Origin of the sequence: Sodalis sp. RH19, from assembly GCF_047324215.1 — a bacterium.
Lineage (GTDB): Bacteria > Pseudomonadota > Gammaproteobacteria > Enterobacterales > Enterobacteriaceae > Acerihabitans.
Genome location: NZ_CP178734.1, coordinates 4,235,602 through 4,254,509 on the forward strand (window position 1 = coordinate 4,235,602; position 18,908 = coordinate 4,254,509).

General features: G+C 59.3%; 15 protein-coding genes and 2 pseudogenes. 12 read left to right on the plus strand and 5 right to left on the minus strand.

Annotation, left to right across the window (positions count from 1 at the left end; translation table 11 throughout):
- Nucleotides 1–26: 26 nt before the first annotated feature.
- The 3 genes and pseudogenes from ACL2XF_RS19085 to ACL2XF_RS19095 form a co-directional block, all read left to right on the plus strand.
- A pseudogene (locus tag ACL2XF_RS19085) lies at nucleotides 27–629 on the plus strand (AAA family ATPase); the annotation flags it as partial.
- Nucleotides 630–1,058: 429 nt separating this feature from the next.
- Nucleotides 1,059–2,741 (plus strand): annotated as a pseudogene (locus tag ACL2XF_RS19090) (ATP-binding protein); the annotation flags it as partial.
- Nucleotides 2,742–3,006: 265 nt separating this feature from the next.
- Entirely contained in the window at nucleotides 3,007–3,834 is an 828-nt protein-coding gene (locus ACL2XF_RS19095) for a helix-turn-helix domain-containing protein (protein WP_413727361.1), read from the plus strand.
- Nucleotides 3,835–3,843: 9 nt separating this feature from the next.
- Here ACL2XF_RS19095 and ACL2XF_RS19100 read toward each other — a convergent pair whose 3' ends face one another.
- Both ACL2XF_RS19100 and ACL2XF_RS19105 read right to left on the minus strand, forming a co-directional pair.
- Complete coding sequence (locus ACL2XF_RS19100) at nucleotides 3,844–4,275, minus strand: hypothetical protein (RefSeq protein WP_413721861.1); 432 nt, start codon at nucleotides 4,273–4,275, stop codon at nucleotides 3,844–3,846.
- A gap of 28 nt (nucleotides 4,276–4,303) precedes the next feature.
- Nucleotides 4,304–4,924 carry a response regulator transcription factor gene (locus tag ACL2XF_RS19105; RefSeq protein ID WP_413721860.1) on the minus strand — a complete coding sequence of 207 codons (621 nt, stop codon included), beginning with the start codon at nucleotides 4,922–4,924 and terminating at the stop codon, nucleotides 4,304–4,306.
- A 332-nt stretch (nucleotides 4,925–5,256) separates the two neighbouring features.
- Between ACL2XF_RS19105 and ACL2XF_RS19110 the strand changes: the two genes are divergently transcribed.
- From ACL2XF_RS19110 to ACL2XF_RS19140, 7 genes are all read left to right on the plus strand, one after another.
- Nucleotides 5,257–5,988, plus strand: coding sequence for a GntR family transcriptional regulator (locus ACL2XF_RS19110; protein ID WP_413721859.1), 732 nt, complete (start codon nucleotides 5,257–5,259; stop codon nucleotides 5,986–5,988).
- A gap of 319 nt (nucleotides 5,989–6,307) precedes the next feature.
- Entirely contained in the window at nucleotides 6,308–7,195 is an 888-nt protein-coding gene (locus ACL2XF_RS19115; protein WP_413727362.1) for an ABC transporter substrate-binding protein, read from the plus strand.
- 105 nt (nucleotides 7,196–7,300) lie between these two features.
- The gene (locus tag ACL2XF_RS19120) at nucleotides 7,301–8,350 is read left to right on the plus strand and encodes an ABC transporter substrate-binding protein (protein WP_413727363.1); all 1,050 of its coding nucleotides are present in this window, start codon (nucleotides 7,301–7,303) and stop codon (nucleotides 8,348–8,350) included.
- Entirely contained in the window at nucleotides 8,347–9,267 is a 921-nt protein-coding gene (locus tag ACL2XF_RS19125) for an ABC transporter permease (protein ID WP_413727364.1), read from the plus strand. Before ACL2XF_RS19120 ends, ACL2XF_RS19125 begins: the two co-directional genes overlap by 4 nt.
- Nucleotides 9,264–10,070: an ABC transporter ATP-binding protein gene (locus ACL2XF_RS19130; RefSeq protein ID WP_410012596.1), complete on the plus strand. Its 807-nt coding sequence runs from the start codon at nucleotides 9,264–9,266 to the stop codon at nucleotides 10,068–10,070. Before ACL2XF_RS19125 ends, ACL2XF_RS19130 begins: the two co-directional genes overlap by 4 nt.
- Entirely contained in the window at nucleotides 10,070–10,951 is an 882-nt protein-coding gene (locus ACL2XF_RS19135; RefSeq protein WP_413727365.1) for a carbon-nitrogen hydrolase family protein, read from the plus strand. Before ACL2XF_RS19130 ends, ACL2XF_RS19135 begins: the two co-directional genes overlap by 1 nt.
- 23 nt (nucleotides 10,952–10,974) lie before the next feature.
- On the plus strand, nucleotides 10,975–12,519 hold the full coding sequence (locus ACL2XF_RS19140; RefSeq protein WP_413727366.1) for an amidohydrolase family protein: 1,545 nt from the start codon (nucleotides 10,975–10,977) through the stop codon (nucleotides 12,517–12,519).
- 163 nt (nucleotides 12,520–12,682) lie between these two features.
- Here the strand turns inward: ACL2XF_RS19140 and ACL2XF_RS19145 are convergent, their stop codons facing one another.
- Nucleotides 12,683–13,249, minus strand: coding sequence for a single-stranded DNA-binding protein (locus tag ACL2XF_RS19145; protein ID WP_413727367.1), 567 nt, complete (start codon nucleotides 13,247–13,249; stop codon nucleotides 12,683–12,685).
- 260 nt (nucleotides 13,250–13,509) lie between these two features.
- On the opposite strand from ACL2XF_RS19145, the gene uvrA reads away from it, so the two are divergent.
- Nucleotides 13,510–16,365, plus strand: a complete 2,856-nt coding sequence (gene uvrA, locus ACL2XF_RS19150) for an excinuclease ABC subunit UvrA (protein ID WP_410012601.1) — start codon at nucleotides 13,510–13,512, stop codon at nucleotides 16,363–16,365.
- A 56-nt stretch (nucleotides 16,366–16,421) separates the two neighbouring features.
- On the opposite strand, the gene ACL2XF_RS19155 is transcribed toward uvrA, so the two are convergent.
- Together ACL2XF_RS19155 and ACL2XF_RS19160 are read right to left on the minus strand one after the other, a co-directional pair.
- Nucleotides 16,422–17,066: a TenA family protein gene (locus ACL2XF_RS19155; RefSeq protein ID WP_410012602.1), complete on the minus strand. Its 645-nt coding sequence runs from the start codon at nucleotides 17,064–17,066 to the stop codon at nucleotides 16,422–16,424.
- Between the two features lie 2 nt (nucleotides 17,067–17,068).
- On the minus strand, nucleotides 17,069–17,911 hold the full coding sequence (locus ACL2XF_RS19160) for a BtpA/SgcQ family protein (protein WP_413727368.1): 843 nt from the start codon (nucleotides 17,909–17,911) through the stop codon (nucleotides 17,069–17,071).
- A 27-nt stretch (nucleotides 17,912–17,938) separates the two neighbouring features.
- Between ACL2XF_RS19160 and ACL2XF_RS19165 the strand changes: the two genes are divergently transcribed.
- Nucleotides 17,939–18,838 carry a ribokinase gene (locus tag ACL2XF_RS19165; RefSeq protein ID WP_413727369.1) on the plus strand — a complete coding sequence of 300 codons (900 nt, stop codon included), beginning with the start codon at nucleotides 17,939–17,941 and terminating at the stop codon, nucleotides 18,836–18,838.
- Nucleotides 18,839–18,908 lie beyond the last annotated feature (70 nt).

Below are 18,908 nucleotides of genomic sequence, written 5' to 3' on the forward strand. Positions count from 1 at the left end.
CGGCGTACGGCCATATCCGGCGCTTTATGCCGGGGCTACAGGATATTTCCCCGTCGTTGCGGCCGTCCGATGGCCGCTTCACGCCGCCCAGCGGTCTCCAGGCTTTTTCCGCCGCGTTTACCCGGGTGAAAAGCCAGGGAACCCATGCGCTGGTGGTGGTCGGCGGCCCTCCTGGGATCGGCAGATCATCGCTGATTGCCCGCGCCCTGGCGGGACTGCGGGGAGAAGACGCGCTCCTGGCCGTCGCCCGGGTGTGCCGGTATCGACAGGTACTGCCGTTCGCCGTGCTGTCGGAGGCGTTCAGATCGCTTACCCTGTATATGCTCGGGCAACCGGCGGCGCAAATCGATGCGCTGAAAACACGTCTCGCGTCGGCGCTTGGCGATGATGCGGGGCTGGCCATCAATCTGGTACCGGAACTGGCATTGATATTGGGTAAAAAAAGCCCGCTGTACGCGCTTTCCGCCGAGGCGGGAGAGGCGCGGTTTAACCCTATGATATATGGTCTGGCCAGCGCCTTTGCCACTTTGGGCCGCCCGCTGGTATTGGCGATCGACGACATTCAGTGGATAGACCCGGCCAGCATGGGCCTGCTGGAGCACCTGATGGCCCATACCGCCATGCTGCCGCTGCTGCTGGTGGTTGCGTTACGCGACCCGACATCCCCCGGCGACCCGTCGCTTCCCGCGCCGCTTGCCACGCTGCGCCATAACGCGGCGCGGGTGGTGGATATCCAGCCCGCGCCATTAAGCCCCACCGCCCTGGCCCGATGGCTGGCGCACGATTTTCGTACCACACCCGCCAACATGGCGGCGCTTGCCGGTTTGGCGCATGCCGAGACCGGCGGCAATCCTTTACTCGCCCGGCAGTTTATCAATGGCGTTATCAATGACGGACTGGCCACCAGGGCCAGGCGCAACGGTAAATGGCAATTTTCCCTGGCGGCCATACGGGCGCGCCAGGGCGCTAAAAACGCAGCCGGGCTGATGCGAAAGGAGATGTTCGCTTTACTGGACAGCCGGGAGAAACACGGCGATGGCGGCGGTTTCCCCGCGGGGGTTTCCTTTAGGCAGGCCCAGGAAAACCAGGATCTGCAAAGCGTTATCATCGCCTCAAGGGCATTATCCGAGGAAATCGATCTCGGCCGGCTGATTCATATCCTGATGAAAATGACGCTGGAGCACGCGGGCGCCCAGCGCGGCCTGCTGATCAGGGTGATCGCCGGTTCGCCGGTTATCGAGGCGCGGGCCGACACCACCGTCGCCGGCGTAAACGTACAGGTGGTCAAGGCCGCGCCGGTGGCGGCAGATCTGCCGGTATCCATGCTTAACGCGGTCATTCGCACCGGCCAGGAAATCCGCCTGGGCGCGCCGGGGGAGTTCAGCCCGTTCAGCCACGACCCCTACCTGATGGCTTCCGGCGCGGCGGCGCTGTGCGTGCCCATGTTTAAACAGGCCCGGCTGGTGGGGGTGCTCTACCTGGAAAACCGGCTGATGCCTGATGCCTTTACCGCCGAACATTCGAAGGTCATTGCGCTGTTGGTGGCGCAGGCCGCCATCTCCATTGAAACCGCCACCCTGTACGCGGAATTGCTCGAGGAGAATATCCAGCGCCGTCGCGTCGAGAACGAGCTGCGCACCAGCCAGACCTCATTAATGCTGGGGGAAAAGATCAGCCACACCGGCAGCTGGCGCTGGGAAACCACCCAGGAAACGCTGGAAATATCGGCCGAATTCGCGCGTATATTCGGTTTGGATGAAGAGCAGCAGGCTATCTCCTATACCGCCTATATCGGTTTTGTCCACCCCGATGACCGAAACCGGATACTCAACCAGATCGACTATTGCCTGGGTAAAGGATTGTCCATGCAAGCCGAGTATCGCATCGTCAGGACTGACGGCACTGTTCGCTACGTGGCGGGAATCGGCGAGCCGATCCTGGCCTGCGGCAATGCCCACGAGTATTTTGGCACCATAACCGATATCACCGCCCGCAAACAGGCCGAGGACGCGGTCAGGGCCGCGCAGGCCGACTTGGCGCGTGTGGCGAGGGCCACGACGGTCGGGCAGCTCACCGCCTCGATTGCCCATGAAATCAACCAGCCGCTGATGTCCATCGTGGCCAACGCCGGCGCCAGCCTGCGCTGGCTTAACCGCGACCCGGCCAGGCTGGATAATGTCCGCACCGGCCTGGAGGATATCATTGCCGAAGGCAAGCGCGCGGGAGAAATGATCCGCAGCCTGCAGGCGCTCACCCGCAACGCGCCGCCCCATTTTGCCCCTGTCGATTTGCACCATACCGCGCATCATATCCTTACCCTTTCCCATAGCGAACTGGAAAGACGCCGGATTGCCATCGAAGATAAGCTGTGGGCCGATGCCTTTATCGTCTATGGCGACAGCGTGCAAATCCAGCAGGTGCTGCTTAACCTGGTGATGAACGCCGCGGAAGCCATGGCGGACGTGGATGACCGGCCGCGCATCCTCACCTTGTCCTCCGTCAATCCGGCGCCGGGCAAGATAACCTTCGCCATGGCCGATACCGGTATCGGCCTGAGCGACGAGGTCAGGGCGCGGGTATTCGAGTCTTTTTATACCACCAAGAAGCAGGGCATGGGCATGGGGCTTGCCATCAGCCATGCCATAATCGAAAACCACCGGGGGCAGATGGCGGCGTCACAGCGCCATCCCCACGGCAGCTGTTTTTCGTTCACCCTGCCTGCGCTGCCCACCGGCGGTTAAAGGCAAAACCAGGCCGCGCCGCGGCGGCGTTCGCCCTAATGGCTAAATTCTGAATCCCGCCCCGGCGCCCCGGGAAAGGGTCGCCAGCCGGGTATTCTGTGGTTTACTGTGGGTCTGCAGCGATCCTTGTTGTTGCGTGCGCCGCGTGCGCAGTCTAAGCCGACGACATTCACCGGGAGCGTAAAAAATCGATACTATCACCTCGCCAGTCAACCCGCTGGCCACCGGCGCGGCGCGGCTGGTCGTCAGCCGCCATAGGGAAACCATGCCGCCGGAACACGCGCCGGTTATCGCCATTCCCCATCACGAAGCCTTTTCCGTTATCGTGCAGCTGCGGGATTTCGCCTCGCACCGACTCTGGCATGACGGCCGCCTGGTCCACGCGGGCGGACACGCGCAGCAGGCCGTCGCGATTACCAGGCTTACCGAGGACTGGCGTTGCCAGCATTTGAGCGCCTTTGATAACGTACGATTTTTAATTACCCGCCAGGCGCTGGACGAATTCACCTATGACAGCGGACAAAAGCGCATCGGTCATTTTGACTGCGCTCCCGGCGCGCTGGATCCGGTGATTTATCATCTGGCACAGGCGCTGATCCCGTTATTGGGTCAACCCGGCGGCATGCATGATTTTATGTTTGATCATATCTCCCTGGCGCTGTTCGCCCATATTGCCGAAGTCTACGGCAAGGCATCCCAGGACTGGACCCGGCAGAAAGGCCGGCTGGCGCCCTGGCAGGAACAACGGGCCAAGGATTTTATGCTGGAAAACCTGTCGAAGGGCGTTTCGCTTGAATTGATTGCCCGGGAATGCGGCCTGTCCCGCGCGCACTTTGCGCGCAATTTCAAAAATACCACCGGCACTTCCGCCTGTGTCTGGCTGCAAAACATGCGCATCCGGAAAGCGCTGGAACTCCTGGGCGCCAGGCAACAGACGCTGACGGAGATCGCGCTCGAATGCGGTTTTACCGACCAAAGCCATTTTTCACGGGTATTTAAAACCTTTACCGGCACATCGCCGGGTTATTGGCAACGCACCCAGGGCGGCAGCCTGGCCGTACCGGTGGCGCCGTGGCCCCCGGCACAGCCCTGAGCCTATGCATCATGCCGGCGCATTACCCGGCGCGCCTGACGTATCATTGGCTAAAAACAGAAGATGACGCAGCGCCCCGTGCGCCATCGCCACCTCGGTGGATTCCTGCAGCGCGGCGATATATTTTTTAGCGAATTCCGTGTCGTTTTCCGGCCCGAGGGCAAGTAAACGCTCAATGACGGTTTTATATGACAGGACCGTTGCGGCATCGATGTCGTCCGGTTCATCCAGCCGTTCGTCCAATTCCACCAAGATCTCCGACAGGCGCCGGATCCAGGCAAACTGCGGATGGCTGCTCACCAGTTGCAAATGCTCAAACGGGCCGCCGATCGGGCCGAAGCGCGCCGTTTCCAGGTCAATCAAGGCCTTATGCAGCTTACGTAATGAGGTTGAAACGGTTTTGAGGCTGGCGCGATAATCGCCATTGACATGCTCCGGCATAATGATGTTCCTCATAAGAAGGGAAGCGTTAACGACTTTGTGATTTAACAATATGCAGCCGTTCCGCCGCCCGCACCAGATCGGCCAGGGAGCGGGTCTGCATTTTTTCCATCACCCGCCGTTTATGGACTTTGGCGGTAATTTCACTGACGCCCAGCGCCGTGGCGATTTGTTTATTCAGCAGGCCGCCGATGGCCAGTCCCAGTACTTCGCGCTCCCGGGGCGTCAGGGTTTGATGCCGTTGGGCCAGGCTCGACTGCTCGCTCACGAACGAGAGGTTTTTTTCCGCCGCCGACAGCCCCTCGCGCACGGCGTTGAGCAGGTCTTCCGCGTCGATCGGTTTGGTTAAAAACTCGCAGGCCCCGGCCTTCATCGCCCGCACCGAAAGAGGAATGGTGCCAAACCCGGTGATAAAAATAATCGGCAATTCCCTGCCTTTTTTTTCCAGCGCGGCCAGAACCTGGAACCCATCCGCCACCGGCATATTCATATCGAGGATCAAGCAACTGGGGAGCGGGCCAAAATGCTGGTTCAGGAACATCTCCGCCGAGGCGAAATCGGCAACGTTAAAGTCTTCCGACTGTAGCAGCCGAACGATGGCTTGTCTTACCGCATCATCATCGTCAACAACATACACAATATGATCCATGGCATGGTCCTATTATTGATACGACGCGTGTCTACGCTTCGATAATCCCTGGAAGGCCGCTGCCGATCTTGTAAAATAGTACGATTTTTTAACGAAACAAGTGATATTAGCCAACAATCGCCGGACAAAGGAGGGTAATTCAAGGATAGTAACCCAGGTTACCAATGTCATCACGCTACGGCCGTACTGTATCGTCCGTATAGACTGATAAACATAATTAATTTTAATGTTTAACAATTTATCTTGTAGACATATACATATTGGTGTCATGATTGTTGTAAATAAATATTGATATTAAATTCCGCCACAGGTAGGAGGCTGAGTGATTTAACATGGCCAGAGCGAAACGTCCGACAGATGAAAATATGCAGGCCGCGGCCACGCTATGTGCCCGGGATCGCAGCGCGGTGTATGAGAAATTAATGAATGCCATCTCGGAACACCGCCTGAAGCCCGGCACCAAGCTTACGGAAGAAAAGCTGGCGGCCATTTTCAAGGTCTCCCGCACCGTCGTAAGAGAGGCTTTGCAACAAATGGCTTTCGAGCGCGTGGTGGAAATCCTGCCCAACCGTGGCGCTTTTATTGCCAGCCCCACCATTGCGGAAGCGAAGGAATTTTTCCAGGCCCGGCGCTATGTCGAGATTCCCTTGCTGGAAAATATATGTCAGCGGGTGACCGCGCAGGAAATCACGCTGCTGCGCCAGCACGTTAAACAGGAAGAAAAAGCCAGGCATTCAGGCGATCGCCGCAAGATTGTGCGCTTGTCCGGCGAGTTTCATGTGCTGCTGGCCTCCCTGGCGGGAAATCGTTTTCTTGAAAGAACCGTACGCGGCCTGCAGTTATTGACGTGCTTGACTATCCTGCTGTATGACACCCCCACGGACGTCACCTGCCAGCACAACGAGCATGAACGGCTGGTCGATGCGGTAGAGGCGCGGGACAGCATGCGCGCGCAAAAACTCATGTTGGATCACCTGCTGGGGATCGAAAATTCGCTTCATCTGGAAGAGCCGGAAGAAGAGGAAGACGATTTGGAAGAGATCCTGCTCGGCACGGGAAACTGAATTTCTTATATCTGGCCCATGCGGCCCGGCAGCCCCGATGTCCCCACACCCTTTACATCCACCGGTTTTCCCCTGTAGAAAGAGCGCTTTAGGTGCTCTTTTCTCACTTTGTATTTTCCTTTCTTTTTGCCCGCAAAACGCTATATATAAGAAATGCATATTACGAAAATAAAACTGATGAACAATTTAAATAATTATTGACTTCAATTTTGCATGATCTTATTGTCAAATTTAATCCATATCCTCTGCCGCAACGATCCCGACGCTATTTCGCCGCAGATGATTGTTGACAATCTTTAAGCATTTTGTGGAGCACCGCATGTCTGAACTGGTATTGGCTCATGGTGAAGCGCTTTCCAACCTGCCGTTATTCGTGGCGCAGGCATGCGGTTACTTTCGCGAACAGGGATTAACGGTGAGGGTGCCGGAACTCAGCGGCACCGCGTCAACCATCGCATTGCTCAGAAGCGGCGCGGCGCAGATTGGCACCACGGGATTTACCCAGCCGCTGAGCGATTTCAGCGCGGCGGATCCGCTGCGCATTATCGCCGGAAGCGGCGTTGGCGGCATGGCGGTAATGATCCATCCGGACAGCGTGGCCGCGGCGCCTTCTGCCCTGCGCTTCGGCACCTTCTTCGAGGATCCGATGGAAGTGCTGCTGCACGATACGATCACCCATTACCGCGGCGCCTGGCAACACAGCGATATTCGTTATTTCGACACCTTGCACCAGGCGATTACCGCCATGCAGCGGCGTGAAATAGACGCCTGCACTTTTATCGAGCCGGTGATTAGCCAGCTCGAAATGCTGGGTTTTCAAAAAATGTGCGACGCCGCCGAAGTGTGGGGAACCGGTTACCCCGATACCGTATTGGTCACACGCCAGAGCTTTTTACATCAATACCCGGATGTGGTGGATGCGGTGATAAAGGCCCTGTTGCAGGCGGAAACCACGATAAAGGCGGATCCGCAGGGCGCCCTGGCAAGCGTAACCCGATTTTATCCCGGCGTTCCCCCGGCGACGATGATGCAAGGCTTGGCGCGGCAGCCGCCGCAAATCGATATTCGCCCTCTTGCCGGCGCCATTATCAGCCGGTTCCAGGCGCTGGCGGCGATGGGCAGGCTGGCGCCGCCGGATAATCCGTATTCCGTACTCGATTTCAGCCGGTTATCCGCCCTGCTGGCGCAAACGGAATATACGCACTAATACGCGGCTTCGCCTGCCACCAGGCCGCGACAGCCATCCACTGGACATTATGCCTTGCAGGCAGGGGTTCGTTCGCTCTTTTATCAACACCAGGAGACAAAGATCATGTCAACAAAACGGGTTTTACCGCGGCTTAATGGCTTTGATATCAATCGCCGCCACTTCCTGAAACACAGCGCGCTGGCGGCCGGCGGCCTGGCGTTGGGCAAATACCTTATCAGCACCCCCGCCCTGGCGGCGGATATCACCACCTTTAAGGCCACCCATGGGACGGGATTATGCAACTGTCCCTTCTTCCTGGTCAAGGAACGCGGGCTGGCGAAAAACGTCGCGCTGGATTTTGTCACCACCCCGACTAACGCCGATATAGCCGCCTTGTTCGGCGCCGGGCTGGTGGATGTGACGGTAGTCCCCTACACCAACTTTATTACGCTTTTCGCTCAGGGCGCGCCAATCAAGATTGTCGCCGGCTCAGGCGTGCAGGGCTGCGTAATCGTCAGCCAGCAGGGCATCGATTCCGCCGAAAAGCTGCGTGGCAAGACGCTAGGCACCTTCCAGGCGGATACGCTGGAAATGCTGCCTTATGACTATCTGAAGAAAGCGGGCATGGGCTTTGCCGACGTCAAAGTGCGCTACTTCGGCACCTCCCCGGAACTGGCCCAGGCGTTTATCAACGGCAATATCGACGCCATGTGCCATATCGAACCTTATGCTACCCAGGCATTGCAGGCGCGCCCTGGCGCAGTACGGCTTTCCGACGGCGTCGACATCTATGGCAAGAACTATAGCGATTGCGTGCTGGCGGTACGCTCCTCCGTGCTGGCGGAAAATCGCGAGGCGGTGAAGGCGCTTATCAAGGGCATGATGATCGGCCAGCATCAGGAAGAGACCGACCGCGCCTCGGCGGTCAAGGATACCGTGGGCAAATATTTCAAGACCAGCTACGAAGCCACCCTGGACGCCGCCGCCAAACAGCCGGCGATGATAGACCAGCGGCAGAACCAGGATTTTATCCTGCAGCGCGCCAATAACCTGAAAGAGCTGCGTTACATCCAGAAGGTACCAGGAACGGATATCTTCGACTGGTCATTGCTCAATGAGGTGATTAAGGAAAATCCCGACTTGTATGGTTCGCTGGAGCTGAAAAGCGCATGAATGTGAATACCCTGCGAAAGCCGGTAAAAGCGGCTGGTGTCTCACCGGTCGAGATCATTCCTCCGGTCAGGAAAACCCGCCGCCGCGGCTGGCCGGCGTTTTTCTCGCGCCTCGGCTGGGGCGTGGCTTCCGTCGCCCTGTTTGCCGGGATCTGGGAAGCGTGCTGGGCTTTTGGGGGATTAAATCCGCTGTTGTTGCCGCCGCCACATATCTTCCTGGCGAATTTTGCCCAGCAGGCGCAATACTTTATCCCAACCGATGTGATTGGCCAGGTCACTAACGACACCGCCTTATTGTCGTTGGGAAAAACCATTCTCGCCACGGTGGGCCGCGTGATGGCGGGCCTGACTCTGGGTTTTGTCCTGAGCCTGGTATGTGGTCTGGCCATTTGCTATTTCCGCCTGTTCGGCAAGCTGGTATTGCCGACCATCACCCTGCTGGCGCCTATTTCGCCTATCGCCTGGCTGCCGGTGGCCATATTTATCTTCGGCATCGGCAATCCACCGGCGATTTTCATGGTGTTTATTTCACTGTTTTTCGTCATGACGGTATCCACTATCAGCCAGATTGAGAGCGTGAGCAAAACCCATCTCAACGTGGCGGCGGTTATGGGCGCCAGCCGGGCGCAAACCTTCCGTTACGTCATTATCCCCGCCATCCTGCCCGCGTTATTTTTCGTACTGCGCATGAACCTGTTCGGCGCCTGGATGATTGTGCTGGTGGCTGAGGCGACAGGCGTTGGCAGCGGGTTGGGGCAAATCGTCATGCAGGCGCGCAATACCTTCAATTCCAGCCTGTCGTTTTTCACCATGACCATCATCGGCATTACCGGATTTGTTTTCGATCTGCTGTTGCGCTATGTGCAGAAAAAGCTCCTTTACTGGGTACCTGACAACCGCGCCGGAGGCCAGAAATGACGCAAAATACCCTCCCACAGCCGCCGCTGATTGATTGCAATAGCGTGGGCAAAGTCTGGACCGACGCGCAAGGCGGCGCTGTCGTCGCGCTGAAAAATGTCGATTTGCAAGTGGCGCGCGGAGAGTTTGTCGTGCTGCTTGGGCCCAGCGGCTGCGGTAAAAGCACCCTGCTGTATATGATAGCCGGGCTGGAATCGGTCAGCGAAGGCTCAATCCGCTGCGGCGGCGCCGAGGTGTCGCAACCGGGCACCGATCGCGGATTTGTCTTCCAGGAAGCGTCGCTCTATCCCTGGCTTTCGGTTGCGGAAAATGTCGCCTTCGGCCTGAAGATGCAGGGTATGTCGAAAGAACAAAGGCTGAAACGGGCGCAGTCCATCCTGCAAAACGTCGGCCTCGCCGATGCCGCGCAGAAACGGCCCGATCAGTTATCCGGCGGCATGCGCCAGCGGGTGGCGATGGCCAGGGCGCTGGCGCTGAATCCCGAGGCGCTGCTGCTGGATGAACCCTTTGCGGCATTGGATGTGCAAACGCGGGCGAAGATGCAGGACTTTCTTATCCGCATATGGCGGCAAACCGGCGTATCGATGATTTTTGTCACCCATCATATTGATGAAGCCGTGGCGCTGGCCGATCGCGTGGTGGTTTTTACCGCGCGTCCGGGCGGCATCAAAGAAATCATTCCCATCGATCTCCCGCGGCCGCGCGACCCCAAAAGCCCCCTGTTTCATCAGCTCAGCGACCATCTTATCGATTTGCTGCGCGATGAAGTCGATCGCGCCTTTGCCGAACAGGAGGTGGGCTGATGATATCACCCTACCTGCCGGTGGCCGCGCTGCAAATGCCGCCGGGTTGCGAGGATTTGGCGCTTAATCGCCGGCAGCTGGAGGCGGCCATTACCCGCGCCGCTCAAGCCGGCGCACGGCTGGTGGCGCTGCCCGAGCTGGCGCTGACGCCCTATTTTTGCGCCGCGCCGGCGGAAAAATATCGCCACTGGGCCGAATCCGTCCGGGGCGAGAGCGCCGGATGGTGCGCGGCGCTGGCCCAGCGGCTGGGATGCGCTATTTTATTGCCGCTCTATGAGCACGATAGCCAAACCGGCTGTTACCACAACGCCGTTATCGGTTTTGACCGCCTGGGGAAACGGCTGGGCGACGGCGCCCTGGCCAGGAAGCTGCATTTGCCGGCCAGCGACTATCCGCCGCCCGGCTATGACGAGGCCGCGCATTTCACGCCGGGCGACGGACTGCAAAGGTTCGCTATTGAAGGCTGGCGCTGTGCGATTTTGATCTGTTATGACCGCCGCTTTCCTGAATGCTGGCGCGCGCTGCGCCAGGCGGGGGTTGAGGTGGTCATTGTTCCCGTCGCCGGCAGCGGCGGCGACGACGCAGCCTTCTTCCTCGGCGAATTGCGTACCCATGCCAAAGAGAACGGCCTGATAGTCGTTTGCGCCAATAAAGTGGGCGAGGAATGGCTGGACGGAATAGCGACGGATAATTACGGCGAGTCGTGCGTGATCAACGCCGACGGCACGCTGCTGGCACACCGCCCTCGCCACCTTGGGGCGGGGGAAGTGAACGCAACGCTGGATTACCGGCAATTCAGTCAAATTCGTCAGCAAATGCGCTATTTCAACGATCGGCGCGACGATTTGTTCGGCCCCGTGCCATACGGCTGGGTACGATAAACTCACAGCTACAGGATATCCCTATGTCTGAATCATTGATCTTGGCGGGCACCCTTATCCAGGGGATCGGCGACGATGGTCGCCCGATCGCGGTGGAACGGGGCGCGCTTTACCAAAAAGACGGTGTTATCGAGGACATCGGCAATGCCGATGATTTGATCCATAAATATCCCCAGGTCCGCCGCTACGGGTCCATGCAACACGTGCTGATGCCGGGATTTGTCAACAGCCATCATCATGTGGGCTTAACCCCGCTGCAGTTGGGTTCGCCCGATTATGCGCTGGAACTGTGGTTTGCCAGCCGCATGGGCGCACGCGAGGTGGATTTGCGGCTGGATACGCTTTATTCCGCTTTTGAGATGATCGCCTCCGGCATCACCACGGTACAGCATATCCACGGCTGGCGCCCCGGTACGCTGGAGACGATACATCAGGCGGCTGGCGCGGTGCTTGCCGCCTACCGTGAGATAGGCATGCGCGCCTCCTACAGCTTCGCGGTGCGTGAGCAGAATCTGCTGGTCTATGAAGCCGATGAACGGTTTGTGGCCCGCGTGCCGGCTGAAATCCGGCCGCAGTTGGCCGCTCATCTGAAAAAGCAGCGGCTGCCGCTGGACGATCACCTTAAGCTGTTCCGCATGCTGGCGGCGGATAACCGCGGCCAGTCGCTAACGCGTATTCAGTTGGCGCCCGCCAACCTGCACTGGTGCGGTGATGAAGCATTGCAGGCGATTAAAGCGGAAGCGGATAACGCCGGCGTGCCGATGCATATGCATCTGGTCGAAACCGCCTACCAGCGGGAATATGCCCGTAGACGCACCGGCACCACGGCACTGGCGCACCTGCACAAGCTGGGCCTGCTGGGACCATCGCTGACCCTGGGACATGGCGTTTGGCTGAACGAGGCCGATATTGAACTGGCGGCGGCGACGGGAACCTGCGTTTGCCATAACTGCAGTTCTAATTTGCGCCTGCGCAGCGGCGTCGCGCCGCTGAACGCCTTCCGCCGCCATGGGCTGACCGTCGGCCTGGGGCTGGATGAGGCGGGAATTAACGAAGATCGCGATATGCTGCAGGAGATGCGTCTGGCGTTGCGGGTGCATCGCGTGCCCGGCATTGAGGACGATGAAGTGCCGTCCTGTGGGGAAATCGTGCGCATGGCCACCGAGGGCGGGGCAAAAACCACCCCCTTTGCCGGGCGGATCGGCCGGCTGGAGCCGGGAAAACTGGCGGATGCGGTGCTGTTCGATTGGCAAAGTATCACCTGGCCGTATCAGGATGAGGATATTCCCCTGCTGGATGTACTGGTGCAGCGGGCGCGCGCCAAGGATATCGAGAGCGTATTCATCCAGGGCGAGGAAGTCTGCCATCGGGGGCGGTTTACCCGGGTCGATCGCGCCGCCGTGCTCAATGATATCGCGCAAAAGCTGGCCGCGCCGCGCAGCGCGGACGAGCAGGCCCGGCGCGAGCTGGGCAAGGCTGTATTCCCGCATGTAAAAGATTTTTACCGCGATTATCTGGCGCAGGAAACGCCGCGCGCACCGTTCTACGCGCCGTCGTCCCGTCGCTAGCAGGATACATTCCGCCGCCACACGTCATGACGGCCAGTGGCGGATTCCATCAGCGGATATCACGTCCCCCGGTTCGGCTTAGCGCTGAGTGACGGCGAAAATACAAAACCCCCGCGATGCGGGGGTTTTAAGCCTGGATGTGGCAAGATGGGCTGGGTAGCTATTAAAACGGAATATCGTCGTCAAAATCCATCGGCGGCTCATTGCCCGCGGCCGGCGCATTGTTCTGCGCGGCGGGACGACTGGCCGCGGGCGCTGCCGGCGCCGCGCCGCCCGGATTGCCGCTGAACTGCGCGTTGCCGCCCTGCGGCTGCTGCGGCTGGCCCCAGCCCTGCTGGCCGCCGCCCGCGCCCGCGCCGGCACCCGCCGCGCCGCCGCCCTGGCGGCCGCCCAGCATCTGCATGGTGCCGCCGACGTTAACCACGACTTCGGTGGTGTAACGTTCCTGGCCGCCCTGATCGGTCCATTTACGCGTTTGCAACGCGCCTTCGATATAGACCTGCGACCCTTTTTTCAGATATTCGCCGGCCACTTCCGCCAGCTTGCCGAACAGCACCACGCGGTGCCATTCCGTTTTTTCCTTGGTCTCGCCGGTCTGCTTGTCGCGCCAGCTCTCGGAAGTGGCCAGAGTCATGTTGGCCACGGCGCCACCGTTCGGCATGTAGCGGACTTCCGGATCCTGGCCCAGATTTCCGACTAGAATCACTTTATTAACGCCTCTGCTGGCCATGTCGACTCTCCTGATAAGATGTTTTACTTAAACGTTTACGTAAGTGTAATCGGTAAAGTTTACCACGCAAATGCCCAAAGGACACGGGTGAAAATCATTGCGGCTGCGATCGCAGCCCGATGAATGCAGAGTTCAGCGTTACAATCAATACTGGATATTCGTTCAGCTTTTTTTGTGTCATAATTGTCCGTTTCGCGCCAGGTGTGTCGTTGCAGGCATCACCGGCGGCAAATATTCATCCGGTGTCGGGATTAAGTTGAATGGATAAGATCGAAGTTCGGGGTGCGCGTACCCACAATCTGAAAAACATTAGTCTGATTATTCCCCGCGACAAGCTCATAGTGATTACCGGCCTGTCCGGCTCCGGCAAGTCCTCGCTGGCGTTCGACACCCTGTATGCCGAAGGGCAGCGCCGCTACGTCGAATCGCTGTCCGCTTATGCCCGCCAGTTCCTGTCGCTGATGGAAAAACCGGATGTCGACCATATCGAGGGGCTGTCCCCCGCTATTTCCATCGAGCAGAAATCCACCTCGCATAACCCGCGCTCAACCGTCGGGACGATTACCGAAATCCACGACTACCTGCGCCTGCTGTTCGCCCGCGTCGGCGAGCCGCGCTGTCCCGATCACGACGTGCCGCTGGCGGCGCAAACCGTCAGCCAGATGGTGGATAACGTGCTGTCGCAGCCGGAGGGCAAGCGCCTGATGCTACTGGCGCCGATCGTCAAAGACCGCAAAGGCGAGCACAGCAAAACCCTGGAAGGCCTGGCCACCCAGGGCTATATCCGCGCCCGCATCGACGGCGAAGTATGCGATCTCTCCGATCCGCCCAAACTGGAACTGCAAAAGAAACACACCATCGAAGTGGTGGTCGACAGGTTCAAGGTGCGCGAAGATCTGGCCCAGCGCCTGGCGGAATCGTTTGAAACCGCGCTCGGCCTGTCAGGCGGCACGGCGGTGGTGGCCGAGATGGACGGCGGCGATGCCGAGGAGATGCTGTTTTCGGCCAACTTTGCCTGCCCGATCTGCGGTTATAGCATGCCGGAGCTGGAACCCCGGCTGTTCTCATTTAATAACCCGGCCGGCGCCTGCCCCACCTGCGACGGACTGGGCGTGCAGCAATACTTCGATCCGGAACGTGTATTGCAGAACGAGGAAATCTCGCTGGCGGGCGGCGCCATTCGCGGCTGGGATCGGCGCAACTTTTACTATTTCCAAATGCTGCGCTCCCTGGCGGACCATTATAAGTTCGATGTGGAAGCGCCGTTCAATGCGCTGGACGCCTCGGTACAGCAAAAAATCCTGTTCGGCTCCGGCAAGGAAACCATTGAGTTCAGGTATATCAACGATCGCGGCGACAGCTCGGTCAGGCGCCATCCTTTCGAAGGCGTGCTGCCGAACATGGAGCGCCGCTATAAGGAAACCGAATCCTCGGCGGTGCGCGAGGAACTGGCGAAATACATCAGCAACCGGCCCTGCGCCAGCTGCGGCGGCACCCGCCTCAGGCGCGAGGCGCGCCATGTGTTTGTGGAAAACACCACCCTGCCGACCATTTCCGATATGGGCATCGGCAATGCGCTGGGGTTCTTTGATGAGATGAAACTCAGCGGCCAGCGCGCGCAGATTGCGGACAAAATCCTCAAGGAGATCCGCGATCGGCTGAAATTCCTGGTGAACGTGGGCCTGAACTACCTCTCGCTGTCCCGCTCGGCGGAAACCCTGTCCGGCGGCGAGGCGCAGCGCATCCGCCTGGCCAGCCAGATCGGCGCCGGCCTGGTGGGGGTGATGTATGTGCTGGACGAACCGTCCATCGGGCTGCACCAGCGCGATAACGAACGCCTGCTGGAAACGCTTATTCATTTGCGCAACCTCGGCAATACGGTGATTGTGGTCGAACATGACGAAGACGCCATCCGGTCGGCGGATCATATTATCGATATCGGCCCGGGCGCGGGGGTGCACGGCGGCGAAATCGTCGCGGAAGGCACCGCCGAGCAGATCATGGCCAATCCGGCCTCGCTGACCGGCCAGTTCCTGAGCGGCAAGCGGGAAATCGCCATCCCCGAACACCGCATACCGGCCGACCCCACCAAGGTGCTGAAGCTTATCGGCGCCCGGGGCAATAACCTCAAGGATGTTACGCTGACCCTGCCGGTGGGCCTGTTTACCTGCATCACCGGCGTCTCGGGTTCCGGTAAATCGACGCTTATCAATGACACGCTGTTCCCGGTGGCGCAGCGCCAGCTCAACGGCGCCACCACCACCGAGGTCGCCCCTTATCGCGATATCCAGGGCCTGGAACATTTCGATAAGGTCATTGATATCGACCAAAGCCCCATCGGGCGCACGCCGCGCTCCAACCCGGCGACCTATACCGGCGTATTCACGCCGGTGCGTGAACTGTTTGCCGGCGTGCCTGAATCCCGTACGCGCGGTTATACGCCGGGGCGTTTCAGTTTTAACGTGCGCGGCGGACGTTGCGAAGCCTGCCAGGGCGACGGGGTGATAAAAGTGGAAATGCACTTTCTGCCGGATATCTACGTGCCCTGCGATCAGTGCAAAGGGCAGCGCTACAACCGTGAAACCCTGGAAGTGAAGTATAAGGGTAAAAATATCCACGAGGTGCTGGATATGACCATCGAGGACGCCCGCGAGTTTTTTGACGCGGTGCCCGCACTGGCGCGCAAGCTGCAAACCCTGATCGACGTGGGCCTGTCCTATATCCGGCTGGGCCAGTCGGCGACCACGTTGTCCGGCGGCGAGGCGCAGCGCGTGAAGCTGGCGCGCGAACTGTCGAAACGCGGCACCGGGCAGACGCTGTATATCCTTGACGAACCCACCACCGGGTTGCATTTTGCCGATATCGAACAGCTGCTGGCGGTACTGCACCAGCTGCGCGATCAGGGCAATACCATCGTGGTTATCGAGCATAACCTGGACGTGATTAAAACCGCGGACTGGATTGTCGATTTGGGTCCGGAAGGGGGCAACGGCGGCGGCGAAATCCTGATCTCCGGCACGCCGGAAACGGTGGCGGCCTGTGAAACCTCGCATACCGCGCGTTTTCTCAAGCCGATCCTGGCGCGCAAACATCATCCGGTAACCTCCGTCGGGTGATGGCGCAAAGCCGCCCTACCCAACGCCGGGCAACCACCCGGCGTTGTTTCCCTGCCTTATTGGGTATACGCCGCCTCGTGAAAATCAATTTCCCACACCAGCACCTGGCGGTAAAGGTCGGAAAGGCGCTGGCGCTCCGTCTCCGGCAGGGCCGCGGCGAGGGCGTCCAATTCCTCTTTTAACCAGCGCGCCTGGGCAAAAAACGCCTCGGCGGCATGCATCTCCACCCAATGGCGCAAATCGGCGTCCGACTGCGCCGACTCGCTGACGCGCCGACACCAGGCGTAATACATCCACTCGGCACCGAACATCAGGGTAATAATATCCGCATAGCCCCCCTGCCGCGCCGCCGCCAGCATACCGTCGCGAAAACGGGCGACCGCCGGCACATCGCGCCTGTAGTTGTTAATATCGATGCCGCGCCTTGCCAGCACGTCCTCAAAATAGCCCATCTGCTCGTCCACCAGCGCGTTTAGCACGCCCACCAGCCAGCGCTGCTGGCGGATGCCAGGCGCCTTGCTCACCGCCAGGGCAAAAATGCCGATGGCCGTGGCGACAAAATCGCCTTCAAACACCAGGTACTGGTTAAACACCCGCGCCGGCAGCCGATCCTGCCCGATATCGGTGACAAAACGATGCTGCTGCATGGCCTGCCAGGTGGATTGATGTTCCGCCAGCAATTGTTCGCTAAAACTTATCACGATCACGCCTCCAGCGCGGCCCGCGCCGCGGCCATAAAATGTTTAACCCGCGCCGGCTCCACTTCGTTCCACCATACGCCGTCCACTTTCAGGGTGCTGGCCACGATCACCCCCTGGGTGCGCTGCAGGATCTGTCCTACGTTATCTGGCGTGACGCCCGACCCGACCAGCAACGGCAACACCGTGGCCGAACGGATTTCGTCAATTTCCTCCAGGGTGGCGCTGTCGCCGGTGCGCTGGCCGGTGGCGATCACCGCGTCGGCCTGGAAAAAATCCACATCGCGGGTCAGTTCCTGGATGGAGCGATCGGCGACAATGGCATGGCTGCCGTGTTTTACATGGCTGTCGGCAAACACCCGGATATGCTCGGCGCGCAGCAGGCTGCGATAACGCAGCGCCCTGGCCGCCGCCCCCTCGATAAAACCTTCGTTGGCGATGTAGGCGTTCGCCCATTGGTTGACCCGGATAAAATCCGCGCCGCCCGCCAACGCCGTGGCCAATGCCGGCAACGCCGCATTGGCCAATACATTGATGCCGAGCGGCACGCCGAATGCCATCTTAATACGATCGGTAATCACCGACATTAACGCCGCCGTTTCCGGGCCGATATCCTCGGGTTTAGAAAAAGGAATATCGCCGTGGTTCTCGACAATTAATCCATGCACACCGCCTTCAATATAACTTTTTGCGTCATAGAGCGCGCGATCGATTATTTTAGCAAAAGACTGGCCTTTATATTGTGGCGAGCCGGGAAAGGCTTCGCAATGGACCACGCCAATTATCGCTTTGTTTCTTGAAAATATATCTTGTATTGCGCTTGGTTTTTCTGCTGATATAGATGCCATTATGTTTCACCTTCTAAGGAATAAGTTATGCACGTCTATGTCGTGGGTAATATGGGCGTTGACCAGACCTATCAAATCGATGAACTGCCGGAAAAAGGCGCATCGATCCATGGCCGAAAAATATCGCAGGACCTTGGCGGTAAAGGCGCCAATCAGGCCGTAATATTGGCCCGCTGCGGAATAAGCACCACGTTAATCGCCGCCCGCGGCAACGATCATCAGGGTGACTGGTGTCGCGATAAATTAGCTCAGGAATCATTAACATTATTTCCAGAAGAACCCTTGGATTGTGCGACCGATACCTCGATTATCTTAAACAGCGCCGACGGTGATAACGCCAATATTACCACCACCACCGCCGCCGGGATGTTAGCGCTGGCGCAGATAACTGCCGTCCTGGCCGATGCCCGGCCGGGCGATATCGTCTTGCAGCAGGGTAATTTCTCCTTTGATAAAACGCGCGCCATTTTTGAATATTGCCGCAGCCGCCGGTTATACACCGTGTTTAATCCCTCGCCGGTCAAAACGGAATTCGCCCGGCTCTGGCCGCTGGTCGATTTGGCCGTGGTGAACAGCGTCGAGGCCCGTTTGCTCAACGCCGCCCTGGAAAACAGGACCGACGCCGCACGGCGCCTGCTGGCCGGCGGCAACGGCGCCCTGGTCATGACCCTGGGCGCCGACGGCGCGGTATTGTTCAGGGACGGCCGGCAACTGCGGGCCGAAGCCGCGCCCTGCCGGGTCGTCGACACCACCGGCGCGGGCGATACCTTTTTGGCGGCCATGCTGGCCTCCGCGCTGCGGCGCGACCTGCCGGTGGATGCTATCGCCCTGCGGCACGCGGGCCTGGCGGCGGCAGTCACCATCGGCCGCAGCGGTACGCTGCGCGCGTTTCCCACCCGCGCCGAGCTTGACGCCATCCTGGCGTGACCGGACGCGTTCATCCATCCCGGCCCGGGCCGGGATGCCGTACGGGTAATGGCGTTATCACCCATGACCA

Excerpts from the sequence above, each read along its gene's own strand:
- ACL2XF_RS19160 (WP_413727368.1), bottom strand. The coding sequence starts at position 17,911 with ATGGCATCTATATCAGCAGAAAAACCAAGCGCAATACAAGATATATTT.
- ACL2XF_RS19100 (WP_413721861.1), bottom strand. The coding sequence starts at position 4,275 with ATGCCGGAGCATGTCAATGGCGATTATCGCGCCAGCCTCAAAACCGTT.
- ACL2XF_RS19135 (WP_413727365.1), top strand. The coding sequence starts at position 10,070 with ATGATATCACCCTACCTGCCGGTGGCCGCGCTGCAAATGCCGCCGGGT.
- ACL2XF_RS19130 (WP_410012596.1), top strand. The coding sequence starts at position 9,264 with ATGACGCAAAATACCCTCCCACAGCCGCCGCTGATTGATTGCAATAGC.
- ACL2XF_RS19105 (WP_413721860.1), bottom strand. The coding sequence starts at position 4,924 with ATGGATCATATTGTGTATGTTGTTGACGATGATGATGCGGTAAGACAA.
- ACL2XF_RS19125 (WP_413727364.1), top strand. The coding sequence starts at position 8,347 with ATGAATGTGAATACCCTGCGAAAGCCGGTAAAAGCGGCTGGTGTCTCA.
- ACL2XF_RS19145 (WP_413727367.1), bottom strand. The coding sequence starts at position 13,249 with ATGGCCAGCAGAGGCGTTAATAAAGTGATTCTAGTCGGAAATCTGGGC.
- ACL2XF_RS19120 (WP_413727363.1), top strand. The coding sequence starts at position 7,301 with ATGTCAACAAAACGGGTTTTACCGCGGCTTAATGGCTTTGATATCAAT.
- ACL2XF_RS19115 (WP_413727362.1), top strand. The coding sequence starts at position 6,308 with ATGTCTGAACTGGTATTGGCTCATGGTGAAGCGCTTTCCAACCTGCCG.
- ACL2XF_RS19110 (WP_413721859.1), top strand. The coding sequence starts at position 5,257 with ATGGCCAGAGCGAAACGTCCGACAGATGAAAATATGCAGGCCGCGGCC.
- ACL2XF_RS19165 (WP_413727369.1), top strand. The coding sequence starts at position 17,939 with ATGCACGTCTATGTCGTGGGTAATATGGGCGTTGACCAGACCTATCAA.
- ACL2XF_RS19095 (WP_413727361.1), top strand. The coding sequence starts at position 3,007 with ATGCCGCCGGAACACGCGCCGGTTATCGCCATTCCCCATCACGAAGCC.
- ACL2XF_RS19140 (WP_413727366.1), top strand. The coding sequence starts at position 10,975 with ATGTCTGAATCATTGATCTTGGCGGGCACCCTTATCCAGGGGATCGGC.
- uvrA (WP_410012601.1), top strand. The coding sequence starts at position 13,510 with ATGGATAAGATCGAAGTTCGGGGTGCGCGTACCCACAATCTGAAAAAC.